Consider the following 25,135-nt stretch of genomic DNA (forward strand, 5'->3'; position numbering starts at 1 on the left):
GATGCGCGGCGCCCGCTTCCTTTCCCTGCACATGATGGCGAGCGTGCTTGCTCTGGCAGCGATATCGGCCTGCGCGCAGGTCGCCGGGCCTGCGGTGCGACATGCCGATCATCCATCGGCCGATCTGCCGGCACGCGCGCAATCGCTCTACGTCAACGGCTCCGGCGGCGACCGCCTTGCGGTCGATCTCTATCTTCCCCGGCACGCCGCGAACGACCGTGTGCCGACGCTGGTGGTGAGCAGCCGCTATGGCCGCCGCGGCGAAGTGAAGGCGCACTTCGCCAACGAATGGACGCAGCGCGGCTATGCACTCGTTGTGTTCGATTCCGTCGGCAGCGGCGTGTCGAGCGGCGTGCGCGACGCGGAACTCAGTGATACCGAGATCGCGGATGTCGGCGCGATCAGCCGCTGGGCCGCTTCGCAAAGCTGGAGCAACGGCGCGGTCGTGCTGATGGGGCTCTCGTACAGCGCCGATGCCGCCGATCTCGGTACAACGCTGGGCGAACCTGCAATCCGCGCCGCGATCGTGCGCTCCGCCGAAAGCGATCCTTATCGGCACCTCTTTTTCCCCGGCGGCGTTGCTAACGCAATGATGCGCGACCTGTGGGGCTCGGCCGTGGCGGGCAGAGATCGCAGCGTGGCCTGCATCGCCGACGCGGCGGCCTGTGCCGGCATGATCCACATCGGACCGGTCGATGGCGATGCCCGTTTCGTGGAGGCGCGCACGGCGCTGCGCGACCACCTCGCGAATGCGCGGCTCGACATCGATCTGCTTGGCGTCACTTACGCGGACGACGCGCTGCCCGGGCGGAGTTTTTCCATTGCCGGTATGGGGACGGCAGCACGCGTCGCCGCCGTGCGCGCGGCCGGCGTGCCGGCGCAGGTGTGGGGCAGTTGGCTCGATGCCGGCACGGCGCAATCGGCGCTGGAGCGCTTCGCGCTTTCCAAAGGCGTGCCGGTGGAGGTGAGCATCACCGCAGCGTCGCATGGGGCTTACGCGGGCGCCGATCCGTTCAAACCGCAACCGCAACAGCCGGTTCCCTCGGTGCCACGGCAGTTCGCGCTGCTCGCGGATTTCGCCGACCGGGCGCTGGCCGGTGCGGCGACACGCTCGATCCGATACGCTGTGCTCGGCTCCGATGTATGGCGACGCACCGAGGTGTGGCCGCCTACCGGTGTCGAACCGCATCGCCTTTATCTCGGTGAAAACGATCTGCGCGATGAAGCCCACGCATCGGAGATCACCGTTTCGTACAAGGTCGATTTCAATGCGACGACGGGAGCGGCCAATCGCTGGACCGCCAACACCGGTGTCATTCCCGATTACGCCGGCTGGCCCCATAAGGATGCTTCGCTGGCACGTTTCACTTCCGCACCGTTCACGCAGGACTTTGAACTCGCGGGTGCGCCGCGCATCGCCTTGACGCTGAGTTCAACGCACGAAGACGGCGCGGTGTTCGCCTATCTCGCCGTTCAGCGCCCCGACGGCCGCCTGATCTATCTCACGGAGGGCATGCTCCGCGTGTTGCATAGGCGCGTTCGCGAAGAGGGCGGCGCGCTGGAGCGCTCGTTCCGGCGCGCGGATGTCCAGCCGATGGTGCCAGGCGAAATGGCGCACGTCGTCTTCGATGCATTCCCGGTTGCCGCGCGCATCGCGGCCGGGGATCGGCTGGTGCTGCTGCTGGCCGGCGCGGATCGGGAGACGTTCGCGCGCTATCCCACCACGGGCGATCCGATCTGGACCCTCGATGTCGGCGGCGCCGACGCAAGCTTCATCGATATTCCATTGCGGCCCTGGTTGAGCGGGGCGGCGGGCGAAACACAAGGCCTCTGAGAAGGGGCAGGGAGGGAGATCCGTTATGACGAGAGTGTTGGTCGCCGGCGTGGGCATGACGGACTTTTACAAGCCCGGAAAGAGCCCCGATTATACCGAACTCGGCAGAGACGCCGCGCTTGCCGCGATCAAGGATGCGGGCATCGGCTATCGGGATATCGAGCACGTCTATGCCGGTTACGTGTTCGGAGACTCCGTCGCGGGTCAACGCGCGATCTATCCGCTTGGCCTCACCGGCGTGCCGATCTTCAACGTCACCAATTCCTGCGCGACGGGCTCGACCGCGCTCTTTCTGGCGCGGCAGGCGATCCTCTCAGGGCAGGCCGAATGCGCGCTGGCGGTGGGGTTCGATCAGATGGCGCCGGGGCCGATCCTGATGGCATATGGTGATCGCCCGGCGCCGCTTGGCCGGCATCTTGAAAAGCTCGCTGACGCCGGCGGCCAAACGGATGGCGCGTATCTGCCCGAATTCTACGGCTATGCGGGCAAGGAATATCAGCAGCGCTATGGCGCGGCAACGGAGACGTTCGCGCAGATCGCGGTGAAGGCGCGGCGGCACGCGGCGCACAATCCCAAGGCGCTGTTCCGCACGCCGATCACTCTGGAAGAGGTTATGGCCGCGCCTCCGCTCAGTCCGCCGATCACGCGCCTGCAGGCGTGTCCGCCCACGTGCGGCGGTGCGGCGGCGGTGCTGTGCACGGAAGCGTTCGCGCGCAGGCATGGGCTTACGCCCCGTGTCGAGATCGTCGGACAGGCGCTTGAGACCGATCATGACGATGTGTTCGACACGGGAAGTATGCTGGCGCTCATCGGCCCGAGAATGGCCGCGGCCGCCTCACAGAAGGCTTATGAACAGGCCGGCTGGGGTCCGCGCGACGCGCAGGTGGTGGAGCTTCACGACTGCTTCACCGTCAACGAACTCGTGATGTACGAGGCGCTCGGATTCGCCGGCGAAGGCGAAGCCGAAAAGCTCGTGCGCGATGAAGACAACACCTATGGCGGCGCCTGGGTGATGAACCCTTCAGGTGGCCTTTTGTCGAAAGGCCACCCGCTTGGCGCGACCGGCCTCGCGCAATGTTTCGAGCTGGTCGAACAATTGCGCGGCAATGCGGAGGGGCGTCAGGTCGATGCCGCCAAGCGTGCGATTCAACACAATCTCGGTTTGGGAGGGGCCTGCGTCGTCACGGCGTACGCGGCGATTTAGCCATTCAGGTTCGCGGAAAAAAGGGAGGGGAAAACTTATGTCTCGTACACTCAAATTCTGTCTTCTGGCTGCAAGCTGCACCGGGGCGACCGTGTCATTGCCGGCCGTGGCGCAGACCGTTTCGGAAGAAATCGTCGTCACCGCACGCAAACGCGAAGAGAGCGTGCAGGACGTTCCGATCGCGATCTCGGTGATCGGCGCTCAGCAGATCAAGGACATGAAGCTCGCCAATGTCGACGATATCGCGGGTATCCTGCCCAACGTCGTGAATTCCGGCGGCGGCCAGGGCGGCGATACGTTCGCTATTCGAGGCCTTTCAACCACATCGAACAACCCCGGATTTGAAACCGGTATCGGCATGTACATCGATGAGGTCTACATCGGCCGTCAGTTCGCATTCGTGACCCCGATCTTCGATCTGCAACGGATCGAAGTGCTCCGCGGCCCACAGGGCACGCTGTTCGGTCGCAATACGATCGGCGGCGCGATCAGCCTGACCACGCGCGCGCCGAGCGATACGTTCGAAGCTTCGGCGCAGGTCTCGGCCGGCGAGTATAATCTGATCGAAGGCGGCTTCCGGCTGAGCGGACCGATCGGCGGGAACGGCTTTCTGGCGAGCCTCTCTGCCCAAATCAGGGAACGCGACGGCTTCCTCAAGGATTTCGCCACGGGCGCCGACTACAACGGCCAATCCTCCATCAACACCCGCGCCAGTTTCGTTTTTGAGCCCAGCGACGCGGTGCGCATTCGCGCGGCGGTGGATTATTACGAGGACGACAATGTCGATTCCATGATGGACATTCGCGGCGGCGCGCTCGCGGCGGCGGATCCTTATCCTGTGTCCAAGCGCCGCATCGGAACCAATTTCAAATCGTTCGGCAGCCGCGAGTCGCTTGGCGGCATGGTGCGGATGGATGCCGACCTTGGATGGACGAACCTGGTGTCGATCTCGGCGCTGCGCAGGCATGAAACCAAGGGGCTGCTCGATCAGGATTTCAGCGTGGCCGATATCTCCTTCACCGGACGCACCGAAAAGCAGGAGCAGTTCAGCCAGGAAATCCGCCTGCAATCACCGGCCAATGCATCGTTCTCCTACGTCGTGGGCGCCTACTACTTCCACGAGGAGCTGGATTCGATCACCACCGCCAACCTTGGCGCCGACGTGCTCGGCTCACCGGAAACAGCCTTCACGACGGCGGACGTCAATTCCGACTCATGGGCGCTCTTCGGTAACGTCGAGGTTGATCTGAGCGAACGCCTCGCGATCGGCGGCGGGCTGCGCTACACGGCGGAGAACAAGAAGCTCGACTTTGCGCAGACGCTTTCGCCCGGCGCGTTTCTGCTGCCGATACTCGGCATCGCCATCGAAGTCCCGGCGCTCAAGAATTCGACCGACGAGGGCGAATGGTCCGGAAACGCCTACATAAATTACAAGCCCACCGAAGACATCCTCGCCTATGCGAGCTACTCGCGCGGCTACAAGGCCGGGGGCTTCAATGCCACGGTCATCGGCACCACACCTTCCGATCTGTCGTTCGCCGCCGAGTTCGTCGACAGCTACGAAATCGGCCTAAAGACCTCGTGGATGAATGATCGCGTGCGCCTCAACATTGCGGCGTTCCACATCGATTACGCCGACAAGCAGGAGCAGAGCCTCGTCGGCACGACCTTCATCGTGAACAACGCGGCATCGGCCGACAGCGATGGCTTCGAAATCGAGCTGTTCGCGCGGCCGACGGATCAGCTCACGATCATGGGCGGCATCGGCTATACTGACGCGAAATACGGAACCTACCTCGGGTGCAGCGTCGACGGTGATGGTGATCCGGTGGCCTGTTCCGGGAACAGGTTGCAGAACGCCCCACGCTGGACCGCTAGCCTTGCCGGCCGATTTGAGCAGCCGATCAGCGACAATCTGACCGGCTTCCTGGGCGGTGACATCTCCTATCGAGACGGTGCCTATGTCTCCTCGCTCAACAATCCGAACTATCTGCACGAAAAGCGCACGATCGTGAACGCGCAGGTCGGTATCGAGGGCGCGGAAGGTCGCTGGAGGCTCACGCTCTGGGGCAAGAACATCTTCGATAACGACGCTTCGGAGTTGTCGTTCGATTTTCTCGGCACGGACTACACGATGTTGGTCGCTCCCAGAACGCTCGGTGTCGAACTGGGCTTTTCATTCTGATCGCGCGTAAACAGGGTCACGCGGTACGCGCGGAAGGGGAGGCGAATTGTGATTCATAGACGGATGCTGGTACGGCTCTTTGCCGGATTGCCGCTGTTGTTGGGGCTCGTTGCATCACCAGCACACGCTCGGGAACCCGCGGCAGAGGAAACGCCCAGCTTCGCTGCGTTCGATGCCTATGTCGAAGCGGCGATGCGGACCTGGCGCGTGCCGGGCATGGCCATCGCCATCGTACGGCGCGACCGCGTTCTGCATTTGCGCGGCTATGGCGTGCGCGAAGAGGGCAAAGGCGGCGCTGTCGATGCCGATACGGTGTTCGCCATCGGCTCCAACGGCAAGAGCTTCACGGCAGTGACGTTCGGAGCGCTCGAAGAGAGTGGCACGATCGACCTGCGCAGCCCGATCGTGAATACTCTGCCGCGCTTTCGAATGCAGGATCCCTATGCCAACGACAATGTGACGTTCGAGGATGCGCTCAGTCACCGAAGCGGCCTCGCCACGCAATCGGGGCTGGCGGCCTGGTACATGTTCGGTGCGAATGTGGACGAACTCGTGGCCTCGGTTGCACACATGCCGCCGGCACGGACGTTCCGCGCCGCTTTCGCCTACAACAACACGATGTTCGCCGTGGCCGCCGCCGGCGCCTCGGCGAAGACGGGTCTGTCGTATGAAGAACTGGTGCGCACGAAAGTGCTGCAGCCCTTGCGGATGACGCGTTCCAGCCCAACGCTGGACATTACGACACGCGGCAACGTCGCCACGCCGCACGCCTATGTTGCCGGCACGCCGACGCCGGTGCCGTACCATCCGGTGCTGGGTGCGTCGGCTGCCGGATCGATGAACTCCACCGCGCGCGATATGGCGCGCTATGTGCGCATGATGATGAATGGGGGCTCGCTGGACGGCGTGCGCATTCTGCGTCCGGAAACGGCGGCACGGCTGCAGCAGCTGCGCCACGTGTTCGTCGACGACGAGATGATGGACATACGCCAGCTGATCGGCGCGCTGGAGGACCCCGGGCGCGTCACCAATCTAGGATACGGCCTCGGCCTCGCGAGCATGACCTATGACGGCGCCACCTACACACTGCATGGGGGCGGCATCGACGGCATGACATCATGGATGGCGTGGTCGCCCGAGGACGATATCGGCTTCGTCGCTTTGACCAATGGCGGCAATATCGCGGTACCGGCCGCGATGATGTTCAAAGCCGTTCGGCCGCTGATCGGGCTGCCGGATGCGGATATTCTGGCGCGTATGGAACCCCTGCGCAAAGCCCTGACGGCGGGGCCCTCCTTGCCGGAGGTGCGCGAACGCCTGCCCGCGATCGCGCCCACCCCGGCGCTCGTGGGCGCATACGCCAATCGGTTGGGCGCGTTTCACGTCATGAGCGGAAGGGGCGACGCGCGCGTGCGGATCGATCGCACCGGCTATGAGGGGGCGCTCAGCCATCTCTCCGGCGGACGCTATGCGGTGATGTGGGACAATCCTGCGCTCCCGGTCTGGGGCTTCGACATCGAACTCGCGCCCGATGGATCGATTGGCGGATTGCGCGGGGTCGCCTTCGACGACATCCCCTGGTTCGCCATCGATCCGGTGTTCACGCGACAGCGTTGATGTCGAGCGACAAACGCTGAGCATTGCGCAGGCTTCTGAAGCATGGAGGCACCGTGGTTGAACGCGCGGATTTCCTGATCATTGGTGCAGGTATCGCGGGTGCATCCGTGGCTTACGAGCTTTCCGCGGAGGCGTCCGTAATTGTGCTCGAGATGGAAGAGCAGCCCGGGTTCCACGCCACCGGCCGTTCCGCGGCCTTCTTCACGGAGCTGTATGGCAACGCGGTGATGCGCGGGCTCACCTCGGCGAGCCGTGCATTTTTCGAAGCGCCGCCGACGGACCTGTTCGAGGGGCCGCTGCTCAGCCCGCGCGGTATGCTGTACGTCGCGCGCGAAGATCAGCGTGAGGCACTCGACACGCTCTACGATCAAGTGCGCGAGAGCGGCTTTGTGGAGCAGCGCGACGGGGCGTTCGCGCACGCGCAGGCACCCTTGCTGGCGCCCGACTATGCTGCACTTTGCTTGTGGGAATCGAGTGCACGCGAGATCGACGCGGCGGCGCTGCTATCGGGTTATATCAAGGGCGCGCGCCGCCGCGGTGCCAGGTTCGTCCTGAACGCCAAGGCTGAAACGCTGCATCGCGATGGTGTGTGGCGCGTCAAAGCAGGCGGGCAGACATATGAAGCCAAGGTCGTCGTCAACGCGGCCGGCGCGTGGGCGGAAACGATTGGATGCATGGCAGGCGCCGCGCCGATCACGCTCACACCCAAGCGCCGCACTGTGTGCATGTTGCCGAAGCCCGAAGGCATTGCGGAAATCGAAGGCGCGGTCGTGATCGATATCGATGAGGAATTCTATTTCAAGCCGGACGCGGGCCAGATTCTCATTTCGCCCGCCGACGAGACGCCGACGCCGCCATGCGACGCCTATCCGGAGGATATCGACATCGCCATCGCCGTGGATCGGTTCGAGCGCGCGACGGGTATCTCCGTAAGGCGCACGGGTCGAAGTTGGGCGGGGCTGCGCACGTTTGCGCCAGACAAGACGATCGTGATAGGGTTCGATACCGTTCGTGCGGGGTTCTTTTGGCTTGGAGGGCAGGGTGGCTATGGTATTCAAACGGCTCCCGCAGTCGCGCGCAGCGCCGCGGCCGTCGCGCTCGGCCGCGCGTTGCCGGATGATGTTGAGCGCTTCGGCGTGACGCTTGAAGCGATGTCACCGGCGCGTTTCAGCGCGTTGCGGCGAGATTGCGCATGATGTCCGAGCCATCATTGCAGGTCGAACGGATCGGTGGCTATCTGCGCCTGACGTTGAATCGTCCCCGGCAGCGCAATGCCCTTGATGCCGCGTTGCAGGGCGCGCTGCGCGAAGCGTTGGAACAGGCCGCCAGTGATCCCGCCGTGCGCGCCGTGCTCTTGCGTGCCGAGGGTGCCGGGTTCTGCGCGGGCCAGGATCTGGGGGAGGGCTTCGAATTCGATGGCCGTTCGGCGGAGGCGTTGACGGCACCCATCGCGCAGGGCCTCAATCCGCTTATCCAGGCGCTGGCCGATGTCCCGTTCCCAACCGTGTGTGCAGTGAACGGCGTGGCGGCGGGCGCGGGATTTGGGCTGGCGCTGGCCTGCGACTACATTCTTGCGGCTGAAGACGCGACATTCATGTGTGCGTTCTCGCGGCTTGGGCTTGTGCCCGATTCCGGGGTGAGCTTTCACTTGCCGCGCTTGCTCGGGGAACGGCGCGCGCTGGCGCTTGCGATGCTTGATGAGCCGATCTCCGCTCGCCAGGCCGAAGCGTGGAACCTTGTGTGGAAAGTCGTGCCGCAGGGCACGCTGGATTCCGAGGCTGAAGCCCTCGCGGAGACATTGGCGCGCAAGGCTACAAAGGCCTTGGCGCTGACCAAGCGGGCAATGCGAAGTGCGTTCGCACACGATCTGCGCGAACATCTGATGTTCGAACGCCGCCTGCAGATGGAAGCGGTGATGACCGAGGATATGCGAGAAGGCGTTGCCGCGTTTCAGGAACGGCGCAAGCCCGCATTCAAGGGACTATAGAGGCTTCGCGGCAATCGGCGCCGGGAGGCCGTGCTCGCCCGGCGGGTCCACGCTCCAGGCCATGCGATGAAGGATGGCGGCGAGCGCGGCGATCATCTCGTCGGCACCGGGCAGGGCTTCCTGCAGCTCGGCATCGGGTATGATGAAGCGGTCGCGCGCGAGGCGCTCGATCATGGCGATCATACCGTGCACGACGAAACCCAGCGCTTCGGCCGTGGGCTCAGGCCCCTCGCCGCAATCCAGTATGATCTTGGCGAGCCGGCGCGCGAACACCGAGCGGCAACGCCGGTACGCCACGGCAACGGTGGGGTCCACAGGTTCAAGCTCGTGAATCGCGCGCAGCGCACCGGGCGCGTTGCAGAATGCCTCGACAAAGGTCTTCACCGCGGCGTGCAGGCGGTCGTAGGGCGCGGCGTCGGCGCTGTCGTGGGCGTCGCCCAGATCGCCCTCGAGCGGGCTCAGCCAATCCACCAGCACTTTGCGAACGAGTGCGTCCTTGTTCTTGAAATGATAATAGATCGCGCCCCGGGTAATGCCGGATTCCGCTTCGATGTCGCTCAGCTTGAGCGCTGCCGAGCCGTGGATATTGAGGCCGTCCAGCGTGCCCGCCTCGATCTGCGCGAGCGTGGCGCGCGCGTCGGCGCGCTGGGGAGAGGGCTGCGCAACGGTCGATGCGGCTTCCATCGGAATGTTGAACGCCCTCGCTAGAATGAGCGGCGTGAAGGCGGGGCGTTTGCCGCGCCGCAGCCGCATGGTCCACACCGGCGTATATCCGGCGGCAGAGGGATCCTCGCAGGTGAGCGCGCGGTAGCGCAGCTCCGACATGATGCGCACCATCATGGATCGGTTTTGCGTCGGCACCGCCACACCGGCATCCAGTCCGGCGAAATTGCGGTGCAGCGTGTTTTCGGAGAAGCCGATCAGCGCGCGACCGAGGACTTCGAACCCTTGCCGGGTGATCGGCGGAACGACATTCAGCTCGGTCAGGAAGGCGTAAAAATCCTCCATGAACTGGGTGGTTTGCTGCTGGAAGAATGCGACCAGCTTGCCGTCTTCCTTGCGTGCCGAGAAATAGCTGCTGAGCATACGGAAATTGTCACGCAGCGTTTCGTACAGCAGCTCATGCACCGCCATTTCGCGCCCGAACAGCGAACGCTGCGCCGCCAGCGACTGGACGCCGCCGCGGTATTCCTCGGCGGCTTTCCCCAGCGCCGCGAAGGCGATGTCCGTCTTGTCCTTGAAGTAGCGATAATAGAGCCCGATCGGCACTTCCGCCTTGCGCGCGATGTTCTCCACGGTGGAGGCCTGATAGCCCTCGGCATTGATCACGGCGGCGGCCGCATTGATCAGCCGCTCGCGCGTGCGCCAACCCTTTTGCGTGCGGGGCAGGCGCTTTGAAGCGTCGACAGTGTTGGATTTCCCGTTGGGGTCACCGGCAGTGCGGCGGGTTTGCATTCGTGGTCTCTTCGCCCCGGCCCTGCATACAAAGCACGCGGAAAGTCAAACCACGCGCGATCTTGGAGCGCACGGCTACGCCACCCGCGTTGCCGACGATATCTGTGCGGCGGGTTAAGCGGCAAGGCAATATGTGTCAAGTTCGGCAGCCATTCCATGCTGACCTTGTCTTCCTGCCCCGTCACCGCTTCGGGTGACTTGAGCGCTGCGGCCCCCGTGCCCGACCATAGAGCCTGTCGGATCCCGCCGGTGACGACCGGATGTCGGAAAGAACGATGCGTATCGGGCGGGGCCGCCAACACAAAAAAGGGGGAACGCGATGACACATGCGTTGGGAAGCGGGAAATCACGGCTTTGGCTGGCATCGGCCGCCGGTGCGCTGGCAATCGGCCTTACCTCGGCCGCGAGCGCGCAGGAGGTGCAGGCCGCGGCGGCGGATGAAGCCGTTGAGGGCGGCATCGGCGAGATCGTCGTCACAGCGCAGAAGCGCGACCAGTCGGTGCAGGACGTGGGCATCACCATGTCGGTGCTCTCGTCCGAAGCGCTGGCGAACGGCGGCGTCACCTCGGTTACCGATATCACCGGCATGGTGCCGAACGTGCAGGCGAACTACGGCGCCGGTCAGGTCGCCTTCAACGTGCGCGGCATCGGCACCAACGAGTTTTCAGCGAACCTCGATTCCCCGATCGCGGTAAACCTCGACGAGGTTTACCTCTCCAAGACCTTCATGACCGGGCTCCTGCTGTTCGACGTCGACCGCGTCGAGGTGCTGAAAGGCCCGCAGGGCACGCTCTTCGGCCGCAACGCCACCGGCGGCACGGTCAACTTCTTCTCGCGCCGCCCGCAGGCGGAATTCGGCGCGGGCGCGAACGTCAGCTACGACAATTACCGCACGGTGCGCTCGGAGGCCTATGTCACCGGACCGCTTGGCGGTGATTTCTCGGCGCGCCTCTCCGGCCTCTATGTCAATCAGGACAAGGGCTACTATCGCAACCTCACGCTCGACCGCCGCGAGGGCGAAGAGAAGAAGTGGGCACTGCGCGGACAGGTGGCGTGGGACAACGGTGTCACGAACGCACTGCTCACAGTGAACGCCGGGCGCCAGTGGGGCACGCTGCAGCCCTATGAAGGCGTCGGTATCTTCACGCCGGAATCGCTTGCGGACGGAGCCCCGGTGCTCTGCGCGCCCTACGCAGCGGGCAATGCGACTGCAGGCGACCCAGGCTGCGTGCGCGGCACGGACGGCCTTTATCCGGGCGACGACGATCCCTACACATCGAACAACGGCCGCCTGCACACGGTGAAGAACAAGAGCCTCGGCACCACGCTGCGCATTGAGCACGATCTCGGCGAGAGCACGCTTACCTCGCTCACCAGCTACCAGCACTTCCGGCGGATGCAGCACGAGGTTTCGGATGGCTCGCCGCTGGAAACGCTCGATGTCGATTACTACAACCGCATCAACCAGTTCACGCAGGAGGTGCGTCTCACCTCCTCGGGCGAGCGCACGTGGAACTATGTCGTCGGCGCCTATTACGAGCACGACGATTACAGGAACGGCGATTATCTCACGGTCGGCTACGGTGCGGCCCCCGGCTATTACAGCCCATTCACGCAGAAGGTGGATGCGCTGGCGCTGTTCTTCCACAACGACGTCGCGCTCACCGATACGCTCGGCCTCACCGCCGGCGTGCGCTACTCGCGCGAGAAGGTGAGCTTCGACGGCGGCACCTATGCGGGTATCGGCCGCACGGGAAGCCCGATCCGTCCGTCGACGATCGTCGCGACGCTCGCCGAGGCGAATGAATCGCGCACCGACGATGCCGCGACGTTCAAGGTCGGCATCGAATGGAAGCCGGTGATCAATTCTGCATCCGTCGACAAGCTGATGCTGTTCGCGAACGCCTCCACGGGTTTCCGTTCGGGCAGCTACAACGGCGAATTCGTCGGCAGCCCGGAGGCGCTCACCTCGCTCGCGCCCGAGAAGATCACGGCGTACGAGGCGGGCTGGAAATCGATCCTGTTCGGCCGCTCGCTGCTCTTCAACGCGTCCATCTATCACTACAAGTTCACCGACGGTTTCATCAATGTCGACAGCACCACCTCGCCGATCCCGATCACCATCAACGCGGCGAACATTTCCACTTACGGCGTCGAATTCGATCTGCAGTGGCAGCCGGTGGAACAGCTCAACTTCGGCATGGGCGGCGGCTGGCTGCAATCGAAGATCGACAGCGACATCAGCACCGGCGGTGCCAGCCTGAAGGGCAATCGCACCGTGCAATCGCCGCGCTGGACCTACAATGCGCAGGCGACGTTCACGCAGCCGCTCGGGAACGATCTCGAACTCGCGCTCACCGGTGATGCGAACTACCGCTCCGCGCAGTATTTCGAAACGACCAACTCGCCGAACAGCCTCGAGCCCGGCTACTGGCTGGTGAACGCGCGGCTGGCGCTGAAAGGCCCGGATGATCGCTGGTCGGTGGGCTTCTTCGCGAAGAACCTGACGAAGACGACCTACCGCACCTATGTGAACGATCTCGCCGCCTTCGGCTTCCTGCTCAACATTCACGGCGCGCCGCGCACCTACGGTGTCTCGGCCTCGTTCAAGCTGTGAGCCCGGCGGTGCAGGCCCTGTCCCCCGCGCCCGGCTACCGGCCCGGGTGGATTGATGATAGTCGTATGGCGACGAATCGGCCGCGGGCAAGGGATGGCGCCCCGGCCGGTCGCGGGCAGGGAGGCCGGAAGCGATTGAATCCGGAGGCAGGCGAGCTCGGTGTGATCGGACGCTTTATGTCCGACATCGATCGCGCGCGCTGTGTCGACGAGGCGGTCGACGTGCTTCACGATGTGATCATAGGCCTTGGCTTCCCGCAGCTCGTCTACGGCTGGACGCGAACGCCGTGCAGGGTGGACGGCAAGTGGGCGGCGGTGCCGCTGCACACGCGGAGCTTCCCCGCGAAATGGGACCGCGACTGGGAACGCCATAGCCCCCACGACCCCTATTTCCGCAACTCCTACGTCACCGGCGAGACAGACTGGAAGGACGTGCGCGACCGGCGCGAGGAACTGAGCGTCGAGGAGCAGGCCTGCATCGATTACGCCGCCGATTGGGGGCTGCATCAGGGTCTCACCGTGCCGGTGGCGAGCCGTGGCCGTTTCGCCTTCATCACGGCGGTGGGCGATCCCACGAACGGCAGCCGGTGGCAGGATTCGGTGGAGGCCGCGCGGCCGCTTCTGAAGCTCGTGGCGCACTATTTCGACAGTGTCGTCGCGCAGCGCTTTCACGAGATGCCGGCGACTGCGCGGCCACTCAGCGAGCGCGAGCTCGAATGCCTCGCCTGGTCGGCGCGCGGCAAGACGATCGAAGATATCGCCACGATCATCGACATCTCGCCCGAAACCGTCCGCATCTACCTGAAACGGATCAACCAGAAGCTCGATACGGTGAACCGGGCGCACGCCATCGCGCGTGCGGTCGCGCTCGGCCTGATCGACATCAATTGAAGTCGGGCCGCGCGCGGCCCCTTTCATCCACAGGCGATCAGGCACGGGCTTCTCCGCCCGGTGGTCGCGCTTGCCAGAAGGACATCGGCGTCATGGAGTATCCCGATCCGGTCAGGGACAGGCAGCTTGATTATTTCGCGGCGTTCGACCAGCGCATCCGCGCCCGCCTGCGCGGCCTCGTCAGCGATGCCGTGATCGAGGAGCACCGGCAGCGGCCGCTCGGCCAGCATTCGGACCCGCTCGAACGGCTGCTCAACTATTTCCGGCGCGGCGGCATGGCGGGCAAGCTCGGCATTTTCCAGCCTGATCCGGCGGTGCCCGAATACCGGCTCGTCGTGTTTCCCGGAAGGCGAGGCGTGCCCGCCGCGGTGGAAGACGAGGTCTTCACCTCGCTGAATGCCGCCTATCACGCGGTGTTCCTGCGCCGCGTCGCCCAGCTCCAGGCCGAATGAGAGGGACCGCCATGAACAGACTGCTCGGCTATGCGGACCCGCTCGCGACGCGCGCGGGTGAAACCGTGTCCTTCATGCTTTCCGCCGACGCCGCGACGCGCGCCGATGTGCAACTCGTGCGCCTCCTCCACGGCGACGTGAATCCCATCGGCCCCGGCTTCGTCGAGCGGGAGGTCGCTTCCACGCTTCCCGCCGAGGTCGAGGTCGTGCCGCAGGCGATCCATCGCGGGTCTTACGCGGCGGTACCGCCGTCGGCCGCGCTCGCCGATCTGCCGTCGGCGACCTTGCACGCCTTCATCTGCCCCAGCCTGCCGGGCGCGGGCGAGCAGACGATCCTCGGCTGCGGCGATGGCAAGGCAAGCGGCTACAGGCTGTTGATCGGTGCGGACGGGCGGCTCCACCTGCGCGTTGGCGGCGCGGAACTGGCGCTCGGGCGCAAGCTGGTGGCGAACTTCTGGTATTTCGTGGCTGCAAGCTGGGACGCCGAAACCGGCCGCATGGCGCTGATGCAGAAGGGCCGCATCAACCGCTGGAACTCGAAGATCGGCCCCGTCGCGCCATTCGATCTTGATGACAGCGCCGAAGGTGAAGGCGGCGCGTTCGCACCGGCGTCAGGCGCGCGCTTCCTGATCGCGGCTTCGGCGGGCGATGCGCCTTCGCATCTTTACAACGGCAAGATCGACCGCCCCGGCGTGCTCGGCGGCGTGGTGTCTGCCGATACGCTCGCCGCCATGAGCGAGGGCAGGGGGCTGCCCGCAGCCGCATCCGTCGCCTTCTGGGACACGACCGCAGGCTATACCGACACCGGCATCGGCGACGTGATCGAGGACATCGGCCCGTCGAAGCTGCACGCGCACGGCGTCAACCGCCCGATCCGCGCGATGACCGGCTGGAACTGGAATGGCCGCGAGGACAGCTTCCGGCTCGATCCCTCGCAGTACGGCGGCGTCGCGTTTCACGAGGACGCGCTCATCGATTGCGGCTGGCAGGTGACGCTCAGCTACGCGATCCCGGCCGACCTGCCGAGCGGCGTCTACGCGCTCCGCATCCGCAGCGGCGAGGTCGAGGATCATGTGCCGTTCTTCGTGCGTGCCGCGCAGCCGAAGGCACCGATCGCGGTGCTGATGCCGACCTTCACCTATCTCGCTTACGCGAACGAGCACCTAGCCTTCGATGCGCCGATCGCGCAGGCGATCTGCGCCAACACGCCCGTGGTGACGCCCGAGGAATTGCAATGGAAGGAGGCCGAGGAGTTCGGGCTTTCGACCTACGACGTGCACAGCGACTATGCAGGCGTCTGCTATTCGTCGTGGCGGCGCCCGATCCTCAACATGCGCCCCCGCTACCGTATGCCCGCAACGGGCGTGCCGTGGGCGTTTCCGGCTGACCTGTCGCTGATCTGGTGGCTCGATCATGCGGGCCATGATTTCGAGGTTCTGACCGATCACGATCTCGACCGCGAAGGGCTGGACGCGATCAAACCCTACCGCGCTGTCCTCACCGGAACGCACCCGGAGTATTATTCATCGACAATGCTCGACGCGACCGAGGACTATCTCGCGAGCGGCGGCCGCGTCCTCTACCTCGGCGGCAACGGCTATTACTGGGTCACCGCCGTGCGCCCCGAAGAGCCGTGGTGCATCGAGGTGCGCAAGCTCGACGTCGGCTCGCGCGCGTGGCAGGCAGCGGCAGGCGAGGGCTATCTCGCCACCACCGGCGAACGCTCCGGCCTCTGGCGCTCGCGCGGCCGTCCGCCGCAGAAGATCGTCGGTGTCGGCTTCACCACGGAAGGCATGGACGAAAGCCAGCCCTTCGAGCGCCTGCCGGACAGTTTCGATCCCGAGGTGGCGTGGATCTTCGAAGGGATCGGCGAGCGCGAACTGATCGGCGATTTCGGCCTCGGTCTCGGCGGCGCGTCAGGCCTCGAACTCGATCGCTACGACCTCGCGCTCGGCACGCCGCCACACGCGCATCTGCTCGCCGCCTCGTTCAACCATTCGGACAATTATCCGCTGGTTTCCGAGGAGGTCGCCTACGCCTTCCCCGGTCGCGGTGGCACGCAGGACCCGCAGGTGCGCGGCGATATCGTCTACTTCACGACGCCGAACGGCGGCGCCGTGTTCGCGGCGGGCTCAATCGCGTGGAGCCAGGCGCTGCCAGTGAACGGCGGGAACAACAACGTGGCACGCATTCTCGGCAACGTGCTCTCACGCTTCGGTGGCTAACTAGCAGCAGCGTCCGCCGTTCTTGCCGCCGTAGCGCGCCTCCTGCCGGTCGCGGAAGAACTCCGTCTCGCTCATCGGTGCCCGGTCCGGGTGGCGCTCGGTCATGTGCCGCAGATAGGCAGTGTAGCTCGGCAGGCCGACCATCAGGTGCGCGGTTTCGCGCAGGCGGGCGAGGAAGCCGGTCATTCGGCCGGCACCGCGGAAGCAGGGATTTCACGCGCCGTGGGCTCGCTGCTGCGCCGCGCTGCGATGCATGTCTTCACCGCGAAGAACAGCAGCGACAGCACGACCGCGAGGAACAGCGCGCAAAGCGCGGCGTCGATGCGATCGTTGAAGATGATACGGTTCATCTCCGCCATCGACTTCGCGGGGGCGAGCACCTCGCCGCGCGCGGCGGCTTCGGAGAACTTCGCCGCGTGCGCAAGGAAGCCGATCTTCGGATCGGGCGAGAAGAGCTTCAGCGAACCCGCGCTCACCGTGCAGATCAGCAGCCACGCGGTCGGGATCGCCGTCACCCACGCATAGCGTTCCCGCTTCATGCGGAAGAGCACGGCGGTGCAGAACATCAGCGCCATCGCCGCCAGCATCTGGTTCGAGATGCCGAACACCGGCCATAGCGTGTTGACGCCGCCGAGCGGATCGGTAACGCCCTGATAGAGGAAGAACCCCCAGCCCGCGACACAGAGGCCGGTGGCGACAAGGCCGGGCGTCAGCGATTTGGTGTCGCGGAAGCTCGGTGCGACAAGCCCGATCAGGTCCTGCAGCATGAAGCGCCCGGCGCGCGTTCCGGCATCGACGGCGGTGAGGATGAACAGCGCCTCGAACAGAATCGCGAAGTGATACCAGAAGGCCTTCATGCCCGGCCCGCCGATCACGTGGCTGAAGATCTCCGCCATCGCGACGGCAAGCGTCGGCGCCCCGCCGGTGCGCGAGATGATCGTTGCCTCGCCCACGTCCTTCGCGGCCTGCGTCAGCGCGTCCGCCGTGATTGGGAAGCCCATGTTCGTTACCGCGGCGGCGGCGCTTGCCGCGTCCGGCCCTAGCACGGCGGCAGGGCTGTTCATCGCGAAGTAGATGCCGGGATCGAGGATGGAGGCGCCGACGAGCGCCATCACGGCGACGAACGCCTCCATCAGCATCGCGCCGTAGCCGATGAACGGCGCGTGCGCTTCGCTCGCGATCAGCTTCGGTGTCGTGCCGCTCGCGATGAGCGAGTGGAAGCCGGAAACCGCGCCGCAGGCGATGGTGATGAACAGGAAGGGGAACAATGTGCCCGCCCACACCGGACCGCTGCCGTCCACGAACTGTGTGAGCGCGGGCATACGGAGCGGTGGCGCCATGATGACGATGCAGACCGCGAGCGCGGCGATGGCGCCGATCTTGAGGAAGGTGGAAAGGTAGTCGCGCGGCGCGAGCAGCAGCCACACCGGCAGCACGGAGGCGACGGCGCCGTAGCCGATCAGCAGCCAGCAGAGCTGCACCGGCGTGAAGGTGAAGATCGGCCCCCACACCGGCGAGGCCGCGATCTGCTGGCCGTAGATGATCGCGAGGATCAGCCCCACGAAGCCGATCAGCGACACCTCGCCGACCTTGCCCGGCCGGATCCAGCGCGCGTAAGCGCCCATCGCCATCGCGAGCGGCACGGTGGCGGCGACGGTGAACATGCCCCATGGGCTTTCGGCGAGCGCCTTCACCACGATCAGCGCCAGCACGGCGAGCAGGATGATCATGATCATCAGCGTGCCGAACAGCGCGATCGTGCCCGCCACCGCCCCCATTTCCATGCGCACGAGTTCGCCGAGCGAACGCCCGTCGCGGCGCATCGAGATGAACAGAACCATGAAGTCCTGCACCGCGCCCGCGACCACGACGCCCGCGAGAATCCAGAGCGTGCCGGGCAGATAACCCATCTGTGCGGCGAGCACTGGTCCCACGAGTGGCCCCGCGCCCGCGATCGCGGCGAAGTGGTGACCGAACAGCACGGTCTTGTCGGTCGCAACGTAGTCGAGCCCATCGGCGCGGCGCAGCGCCGGCGTCTGGCGGTTCGGATCGAGCCGCATAACGTGCTTGGCGATGTAGAGTGCGTAGTAGCGATAGGCGACGAGGAAGATGCAGATCGCTGCCGTCACGATCCACAGCGCGTTGATCGGCTCACCGCGCTCTGTGGCGATCACCGCCAGCGCGAAAGCGCCTACGAGCGCGAACACGATCCATGGCAAATGACGCATCTTACCTCCCCGCCGCCTTCTGTTTGCGCGTGCATCTCATCTTTGCACGCGTCGCGCCAGAGGGGGAAGGCAGGAGGCGGGCTTCAGAGCCCTTCGGCGAGCCCTGCGAGCGCCTGCCGCACGGCGAGCAGCGACTGGCCCGCGACCATGCCCTTCCAGTCGTCCGCATCGCCGTAGAAGGCGCCCCGGATGGCGTCCTTGATCGGCTTGGCGGCGGGTGACGTGGGGTCGCCGTGCGCGTGGAGCCAGCAATCCGCCTGCAGCGCGGCAAGGATATGATCAGTCGGATGCGTGCCGACCTCTATCGCCATGCCGGTGATGTCTGCCTTCGGCAGCAGGGCGGGGGCGGCGCTGAGGCCGTCTCCTTCGATACGCACGGACGCCGACTGGCCATCCGCCACCGAGGCGAGCGCAGCGCCATACCAGCGCGCGGCTCGGCGGAAGCCGTCGCTCTCCCGCGAGGTCACGATGATCTGCTCGGCAAAGCCCCACGGGCCAAGGCCGGTGTGATAATCGATGATGCCGACCTTGGCCGCGCCGCTGAGATAATGCGTCAGGATCGCGCTCTGCGTGGCGCGCGACCAGCTCGGCGCCTTGCCGCCGTAGAACAGCCCGTCGGCGTGATTATATTGCCCGCCCATCATCGCCGCGCGCATGGCAAGCGCGCCGTGTTCCTCGGCGTAGCGGCCCGCTGCGGCTGCTGACGCGGCCTGTGCGGCTCCGTCCCATGTCGGCGGGCAGATCGACGGGTGAAGCACGTCATAGCCGGGGTTTTCGGGCAGGGGCTGCGCGAAGTCGATCCAGTTGCGGTTGAGGTCGATGTTCTCGTGCGTTACGCGGCGAAGCCACGCGAAGCCGTAGGGGTTCACCGCGTGGATCATCAGGATGCCGACACCCTCGGGGCGCCGCGCGATCTCGCCGCGCCGCAGCAGGTCGACCTGCGCCCCCGAACCGCAGAAGCCCTCGACGCCGTGCGTGCCCGAGATCAGCACCAGCACGCGCTCTGCGCCTTCCACGCCGAACGCGGCGACATCGGTGAAGAGTTCGCCGCCGTCCGGGCCGCGCTCGGGGTGCTGGACGGCTTCGAGTGCCGCGCCCGCTGCCGCGGCCTCTTCAAGGAATTTGGCGCGCGCGCTCTGGTAATCGGCGCTGAAGCTGGCGGCGGAGTTCATCATCGTTCCATTCTGACTGAATCCGCGAGCGCCTTCCTTTGCGGGCCGCCGCAATGCCTGTGCGGCGGCTCTCTAGTTCAGGCGTGTGCGTGCGAGGCGCGGCGAGAAGCCGAAGGTGCGCTTGAAGGCGGTGGCGAAGTTGCTGGGGTGCTCGTAGCCGGCGTTGAACGCCACCTCGGTGATCGAGGCGTCGGTATCGCAGAGCTGCCGCAGCGCATTGTCCATGCGCACGCGCTGGCGGTAGTTCGAGATCGTCGTGCCGGTCACCTGCTTGAAGCACTCCATCATCTGCGTTTCGTTCCACGCGAGATGGCGGCAGAGTTCGGCGATCGAGAACGCGGCCTGCGTGTCATCGTCGAGGATCTGGCAGAGCTCCTCGATCTTCCGACGGTCGCGTGCGCGCACCATGTCCGCGGCGCGCGCGCTGCCGAGGATCTGCTTGATCGCGAAGCACAGCAGTTCGAGCGCCTTCGCTTCCATCATCAGATTGCCGAGCGCGCCGCTGCGTGGCTGGCTCAGTATGTCTTCGACGATGGGCCGCATCTGCGCGGGCATCGGCATGGTGCTGTACGAGAATTGCGAAGCCCGTGCGCGCAGGAAGTCGGCGATGGAGGAGGGGAGGTCCGGCATGTTCGGAGAAAGCAGTTCGGACACGAAATCCTTGCTGCAGACCATCGTGATCGAGCGCTCGTGGCTTTCCCGCATCATGCGTTCGTACTTCATGCTGTAGGCGGGCTGGACGAGGAACGACATGAGACCGGACGAAACCGCGACATCTTCTTCTTGATGGCTGCCGATGACACTCGTGCCGCTCAGCTTGAAGTGCAGCTTCAAATGGTCGCCGCAGACATGATGGGCGGTTCTTTCCTCGGCGAAGTGCAGGTCGGAAAGTACCAGGGAGAAGCCGGGCCGGATCGTTACGCCATCGTACCAGCCGTGCATGGTTTCGTGGTCGGGCTTCAAGTGAAAGGCTTGGCCCACAGGCCCCGGGCGACCCTGGACGTAGCCTTTCTGGGCCTTGATAATAGGGATGAGCGTGGAATCGAAGCCGGCGAGGGCGGTGTCGAGGCTGTTGTTCAACGCGCGCATCCCTGAAAAGTGCTGCACGTCGACTATACGTTCGCCCTGCGGCGTGTCCAGAGAGCCGCCCGTTTCCGTCAAAGCGTGGTCCGCAAGCATCAGTTGACGAACTCGACCGCCTTGATCCGGCAGTAGGAGCGCAGCCCGTCCATGCCGCCTTCGATGCCGAAGCCCGAGGCGCCCCACGGTTCCGCGCCCATCGCGAAACCGCTGTGTTCGCCCGCCGCAGCGCTTGCGCGCACGGTGACACGGCCCGCGCGGAGGCCGCGCGCCGCCGCCTGCGTGCGCCGGGCGTCGCGCGTCCAGAGGCTGGCGGCAAGGCCGTAGGGGGTGTCGTTGGCAATGACGAGCGCTTCGTCGAAATCGCGGAAACGCAGGACCGAGAGCACCGGCCCGAACACCTCTTCGCAGGCGACGGTCATGTCGGGGCGCACGTCGGTGAGGACGGCGGGCGCCGTGGACGCCTCGCCCCACGTGCCGCCGTCGTACGCGACGTTCGCGCCTTCGGTGCCGGCGTGATCGATGAAATCGCGAATTTTCTCGAGCTGGCCGCGCGTGGCGATCGTACCGAAACCGGTCGCGGGATCGAGCGGATCGCCGGGCACGCGCGCCTGCGCGGCCTTGATCACCGCCTCGACGAGCCGGTCGTGGAAGCTGTCCTCCACGATCAGGCGGGTTTTCGCCGCGCACCACTGGCCCTGGTTCCAGAAGGCGTCGTGCGCCACACGCGCCGCGACGGCTTCGAGATCGTCCGCCATGTCGGCGCAGACCACCTGCGGCGACTTACCCCCGCATTCGAGGAGCAGCGGCTTGCCGTTCGATTGCCCCGCATAGGTCATGAACAGGCGGCCGGTCGCGGTGGAACCTGTAAAGCTGATGAGGTCGATATCAGCGTGGCGACCGATCGCCTGGCCGATCGTGGTGCCGAGGCCCGGCACCACATTCAGCACGCCGTCCGGCAGGCCCGCTTCGGAGGCGATTTCGGCAAGCCGCAGCGCTGATGTGGAAGCGATTTCCGAGGGTTTCAGGACGACGCTGTTGCCCGCTGCGAGCGCGGGTGCGGCCTTCAGCGCCGCGTTGATGAGCGGGAAATTCCACGGCACGATGGCGCCCACGACACCGCGCGGCTCGAAAAGCCCCAGCGAAAGCGTGATGTGGTCGGAAGGCGCGACGGTGCCGTAAAGCTTGTCGGTCGCCTCGCCATAGTAGCGGAAGAAGCCGGTCGCGAAGGCGATCTCGGCGCGCGCGGCGGAGATCGCCTTGCCCATTTCCAGCACGTCCATCAGTGCGAGGTCGTCGGCGTTCGCCTCAATGAGCTCGGCGATGCGCAGCAGCACGGCCTTGCGGTGAAGTGGCGTCGCCTTCGACCAGCGGCCGTCTTCGAACGCGCGGCGGCCGGCGGCGACCGCGCGGTCCACGTCGTTGTCGCCACCCACAGGGAGCGTGCAGACGGGCCTGTTCGTGGCCGGGTTGATCGACTCAAAGCCTTCTGCGCTCGCGGAGTCGGTAAAGCGGCCGTCGATGAACGGGCGCGTTGGGAGCGCGAGCGCGGCGGCGCGGGCGTGCCAGTCGATGGGGGGTGGGGTCATGGGCTTGCTCTTTGGAAGGCGGGTTTCCAGAAGGGTGGAAGATGTTGCCTCGCCGCGCTTTTGCGCCGCCGCGAAAAATCTATGAGCAGGCTCCAATCTGGGTGCGCCCCCGGATGCACTCACCGTGTTCGGGGCAGCGCAAACAAAGTTCGGGAGAATGGAAAAGACGTTGCCGCCCGCCCGCCGCATGGTGCGAACTCAGCCCGCTCATCCAGAGGCGAAAGCCCGGCGGCGAACGACAAAAGAGGGGAAACACATGAAGAAAAGCGCATTTTCCATCACTTTCAGCCGCGGCCTGCTGGCGCTCGGCGTCTCGTCGATCGCGCTTGGCACCGCACAGGCGCAGGAGGCCGAAACCGCGCCCGTGCTCGATGCCGGTGAGATCGTGGTGACCGCGCGCAAGACCAGCGAGCGTCTTCAGGACGTGCCGATCTCGGTCAGCGCGCTCAGTGGGGACCAGCTGCGCGAGAACGGTGCCGTCGACGTGAAGGACGTCATGCGCAACGTGTCGGGCCTGTCGTTCTCGAATGTCGAGCGCGGCCTCGGCAACTACAATATCCGCGGCGTCAGCACCGTCGCCTCGGCGCCCACCGTCGGCATCTATCTGGACGATATCTCGCTGGTGACGATCGCGACGACGTTCAGCGGCGCTTTCGACCCGATCTTCTTCGATATGGAGCGCCTCGAAGTCCTCAAGGGCCCGCAGGGCACGCTTTATGGCGGCAGCTCGATGGGCGGCGCGATCAAGTACGTGAGCGCACGGCCGGATACGTCGGCGATTTCCGGAAGCGCGGCGGCCGGCGTCGCCACCACCGCGCACGGCGATCCTTCGTACAATGTCGAGGGCATCCTGAACCTGCCGCTCGTCACGGACACGCTGGCGATGCGTACCGGCTTCCTTTACCGCCGCGACGGCGGCTACATCGATAACGCGCCCGGCCTCGTGCAGAACTCGAACTATTCGAGCACGCCGTCGCCGACGTACACGCCGCTCGCGCAGGATGCGCTGACCAGCCGCAGCATGTCGGATCACAACAAGGCGGACAGCTTCGTCGGCCGCCTGTCGTTCCAGTGGGAGCCGGACGCGACCTGGTCGATCCGTCCCGCGCTCTTCTATCAGCGCTACGAGCAGAAGAACCCGGCGCAGTTCTTCCTCGGCGATACGGAGGAGCTGACCTCTTCGTTCCGCCTCGCGCAGCCGACGGTCGACAAGGCAGGCATCTACAGCCTCGATGTCGAGAAGACGCTGGGCAATGTGCAGTTCACTTCGCTCACCGCCTATTTCGACCGCAAGCTCAATTGGGAGCGCGACTACAGCTTCTTCATCGGCGGGCTCGTGCCGCCGATGTTCCCGCTGACCAGCCACAACCTGTCCGCCAGCCGCACCAAGCAGTTCAGCCAGGAAGCGCGCCTTTCCTCCGGCGGTCCCGGCGATCGTCTGAAGTGGCTCGCCGGTCTCTATTATTCCTGGCAGGACGATAACCTGTACCAGATCGTCGATACGCCGGGCGCCGAGCCGTTCATCGGCACCACCACCGGTTATGTCGGGGATACGACGACCAAGACGAAGCAGTACGCGGCGTTCGGCGAGGTGACCTTCTCGATCACCGACCAGCTCGATGTCACCGCGGGTGTGCGCCTGTTCCAGATCAAGCAGGAGGTCGACATCATGGGCGACGGCCCCTTCAACGGCGGGCTGACGCTTGTCGAGGGGCGCAAGAGCAACGAGAAGGGTGTCAACCCCAAGGTCGGCATCTCCTACAAGGCGACCCCGGACAACATGATCTTCGCCTCGGCGGCGAAGGGCTTCCGGCCGGGTGGCCCGAACCGCTTCCAGATCAACCCCGTGCTCTGTGCGGCCGATCTTGAGCGCCTCGGCCTCACCGCCGCGCCCGACAGCTTCGATTCCGATAATCTCTGGAGCTACGAGCTCGGTTCCAAGAACCAGTTCGCGGATGGCCGCGTGACGCTGAACGGCGCGCTGTTCTTCACCGATTGGAAGAAGATCCAGCAGCAGCTCAACCTCATCAACTGCGGCTTCGCCTTCACGGGCAACGCCGGCAGTGCCGAGGTGAAGGGCGCCGAGATCGAAGGGCGCGTCAACGTGGCGGGCGGCTTCCAGATCGGCGGCAACGCGACCTATACGAGCGCGAAGATCACCAACGCCGCCGTCGGCACTGCGGTGCAGGATGATGATCAGGTGCTCGCCGTGCCGAAGTGGATGGCAAGCGCGTTCGCAAGCTACGGCTTCGACGTTGGTGCCGATTGGCGGGCGCAGCTCCGCGCCGAGTATCAGTATCAAAGCAAGGCGCGCCGGATGTTCGACCGTGTGCAGGCCGTCACCTTCTCGGATGCAGAGATGGGCCTCGTGCCGAACCTCGCGCAGTTCCGCGAAAGCTATGATGTCGTGAACGCGTCACTCTCCGCCGACAACGGATCGACGGTGCTGAGGCTCTACGTGAACAACGTCTTCGACGTGCAGCCGCTCATCGACATGGAGCTCGGATCGGGCAATGACTATGCAACGACGCTGCGTCCGCGCACGATCGGCGTCGAGGTCCGTCAGAAGTTCTAGAGGTAAGCGTTTGAGGGGGGACAGG

Annotated in this window: 17 protein-coding genes; 11 read left to right on the plus strand and 6 right to left on the minus strand. The window is 65.3% G+C overall.

What is annotated here, in order from left to right; genetic code table 11:
• The first annotated feature begins 1 nt into the window (after position 1).
• From ACFQ00_RS03255 to ACFQ00_RS03280, 6 genes are read left to right on the plus strand one after another with little or no spacing between them, the layout of a single operon-like run.
• Positions 2-1,834, plus strand: coding sequence for a CocE/NonD family hydrolase (locus tag ACFQ00_RS03255; RefSeq protein WP_381486152.1), 1,833 nt, complete (start codon positions 2-4; stop codon positions 1,832-1,834).
• A gap of 25 nt (positions 1,835-1,859) precedes the next feature.
• On the plus strand, positions 1,860-3,038 hold the full coding sequence (locus ACFQ00_RS03260; protein WP_381486155.1) for a thiolase C-terminal domain-containing protein: 1,179 nt from the start codon (positions 1,860-1,862) through the stop codon (positions 3,036-3,038).
• A 37-nt stretch (positions 3,039-3,075) separates the two neighbouring features.
• Complete coding sequence (locus ACFQ00_RS03265) at positions 3,076-5,223, plus strand: TonB-dependent receptor (RefSeq protein WP_381486162.1); 2,148 nt, start codon at positions 3,076-3,078, stop codon at positions 5,221-5,223.
• Positions 5,224-5,271: 48 nt separating this feature from the next.
• A complete protein-coding gene (locus ACFQ00_RS03270) occupies positions 5,272-6,840 on the plus strand; it encodes a serine hydrolase domain-containing protein (RefSeq protein WP_381486171.1) in 1,569 nt (522 codons plus the stop codon).
• Between the two features lie 53 nt (positions 6,841-6,893).
• On the plus strand, positions 6,894-8,036 hold the full coding sequence (locus ACFQ00_RS03275; protein ID WP_381486174.1) for an NAD(P)/FAD-dependent oxidoreductase: 1,143 nt from the start codon (positions 6,894-6,896) through the stop codon (positions 8,034-8,036).
• Positions 8,033-8,827 (plus strand): enoyl-CoA hydratase-related protein, encoded by a 795-nt coding sequence (locus ACFQ00_RS03280; RefSeq protein WP_381486176.1) that lies wholly within the window; start codon positions 8,033-8,035, stop codon positions 8,825-8,827. Before ACFQ00_RS03275 ends, ACFQ00_RS03280 begins: the two co-directional genes overlap by 4 nt.
• Here ACFQ00_RS03280 and ACFQ00_RS03285 read toward each other — a convergent pair.
• Positions 8,822-10,282, minus strand: coding sequence for a TetR/AcrR family transcriptional regulator (locus tag ACFQ00_RS03285; RefSeq protein WP_381486178.1), 1,461 nt, complete (start codon positions 10,280-10,282; stop codon positions 8,822-8,824). The two genes, ACFQ00_RS03280 and ACFQ00_RS03285, sit on opposite strands and share 6 nt — an antisense overlap.
• A gap of 319 nt (positions 10,283-10,601) precedes the next feature.
• On the opposite strand from ACFQ00_RS03285, the gene ACFQ00_RS03290 reads away from it, so the two are divergent.
• The 4 genes from ACFQ00_RS03290 (at position 10,602) to ACFQ00_RS03305 (ending at position 16,466) form a co-directional block, all read left to right on the plus strand.
• Complete coding sequence (locus ACFQ00_RS03290; protein WP_381486179.1) at positions 10,602-12,899, plus strand: TonB-dependent receptor; 2,298 nt, start codon at positions 10,602-10,604, stop codon at positions 12,897-12,899.
• 161 nt (positions 12,900-13,060) lie between these two features.
• Positions 13,061-13,789, plus strand: a complete 729-nt coding sequence (locus ACFQ00_RS03295; RefSeq protein WP_381486182.1) for a helix-turn-helix transcriptional regulator — start codon at positions 13,061-13,063, stop codon at positions 13,787-13,789.
• A 92-nt stretch (positions 13,790-13,881) separates the two neighbouring features.
• Positions 13,882-14,241, plus strand: coding sequence for a hypothetical protein (locus tag ACFQ00_RS03300; protein WP_381486185.1), 360 nt, complete (start codon positions 13,882-13,884; stop codon positions 14,239-14,241).
• Positions 14,242-14,252: 11 nt separating this feature from the next.
• Positions 14,253-16,466: a N,N-dimethylformamidase beta subunit family domain-containing protein gene (locus ACFQ00_RS03305; RefSeq protein ID WP_381486188.1), complete on the plus strand. Its 2,214-nt coding sequence runs from the start codon at positions 14,253-14,255 to the stop codon at positions 16,464-16,466.
• Here the strand turns inward: ACFQ00_RS03305 and ACFQ00_RS03310 are convergent, their stop codons facing one another.
• The 5 genes from ACFQ00_RS03310 to ACFQ00_RS03330 all read right to left on the minus strand — a co-directional run bounded on the left by ACFQ00_RS03310 (position 16,467) and on the right by ACFQ00_RS03330 (position 22,535).
• Positions 16,467-16,652 carry a YbdD/YjiX family protein gene (locus ACFQ00_RS03310; RefSeq protein ID WP_381486191.1) on the minus strand — a complete coding sequence of 62 codons (186 nt, stop codon included), beginning with the start codon at positions 16,650-16,652 and terminating at the stop codon, positions 16,467-16,469. It abuts the gene before it with no gap.
• Positions 16,649-18,694, minus strand: a complete 2,046-nt coding sequence (locus tag ACFQ00_RS03315) for a carbon starvation CstA family protein (protein ID WP_381486193.1) — start codon at positions 18,692-18,694, stop codon at positions 16,649-16,651. Before ACFQ00_RS03315 ends, ACFQ00_RS03310 begins: the two co-directional genes overlap by 4 nt.
• Before the next feature lie 83 nt (positions 18,695-18,777).
• A complete protein-coding gene (locus ACFQ00_RS03320) occupies positions 18,778-19,869 on the minus strand; it encodes a M14 family metallopeptidase (protein ID WP_381486195.1) in 1,092 nt (363 codons plus the stop codon).
• Between the two features lie 69 nt (positions 19,870-19,938).
• Positions 19,939-21,045, minus strand: a complete 1,107-nt coding sequence (locus ACFQ00_RS03325) for a helix-turn-helix transcriptional regulator (protein WP_381486197.1) — start codon at positions 21,043-21,045, stop codon at positions 19,939-19,941.
• A complete protein-coding gene (locus ACFQ00_RS03330; protein WP_381486200.1) occupies positions 21,045-22,535 on the minus strand; it encodes an aldehyde dehydrogenase family protein in 1,491 nt (496 codons plus the stop codon). Before ACFQ00_RS03330 ends, ACFQ00_RS03325 begins: the two co-directional genes overlap by 1 nt.
• Positions 22,536-22,791: 256 nt before the next feature.
• Here ACFQ00_RS03330 and ACFQ00_RS03335 point away from each other — a divergent pair, with 256 nt between their 5' ends.
• Positions 22,792-25,110, plus strand: a complete 2,319-nt coding sequence (locus ACFQ00_RS03335; RefSeq protein ID WP_381486203.1) for a TonB-dependent receptor — start codon at positions 22,792-22,794, stop codon at positions 25,108-25,110.
• Positions 25,111-25,135: the final 25 nt, after the last annotated feature.

This window comes from Sphingosinicella xenopeptidilytica (assembly GCF_042676985.1).
GTDB classification, from domain to species: domain Bacteria; phylum Pseudomonadota; class Alphaproteobacteria; order Sphingomonadales; family Sphingomonadaceae; genus Sphingosinicella; species Sphingosinicella xenopeptidilytica.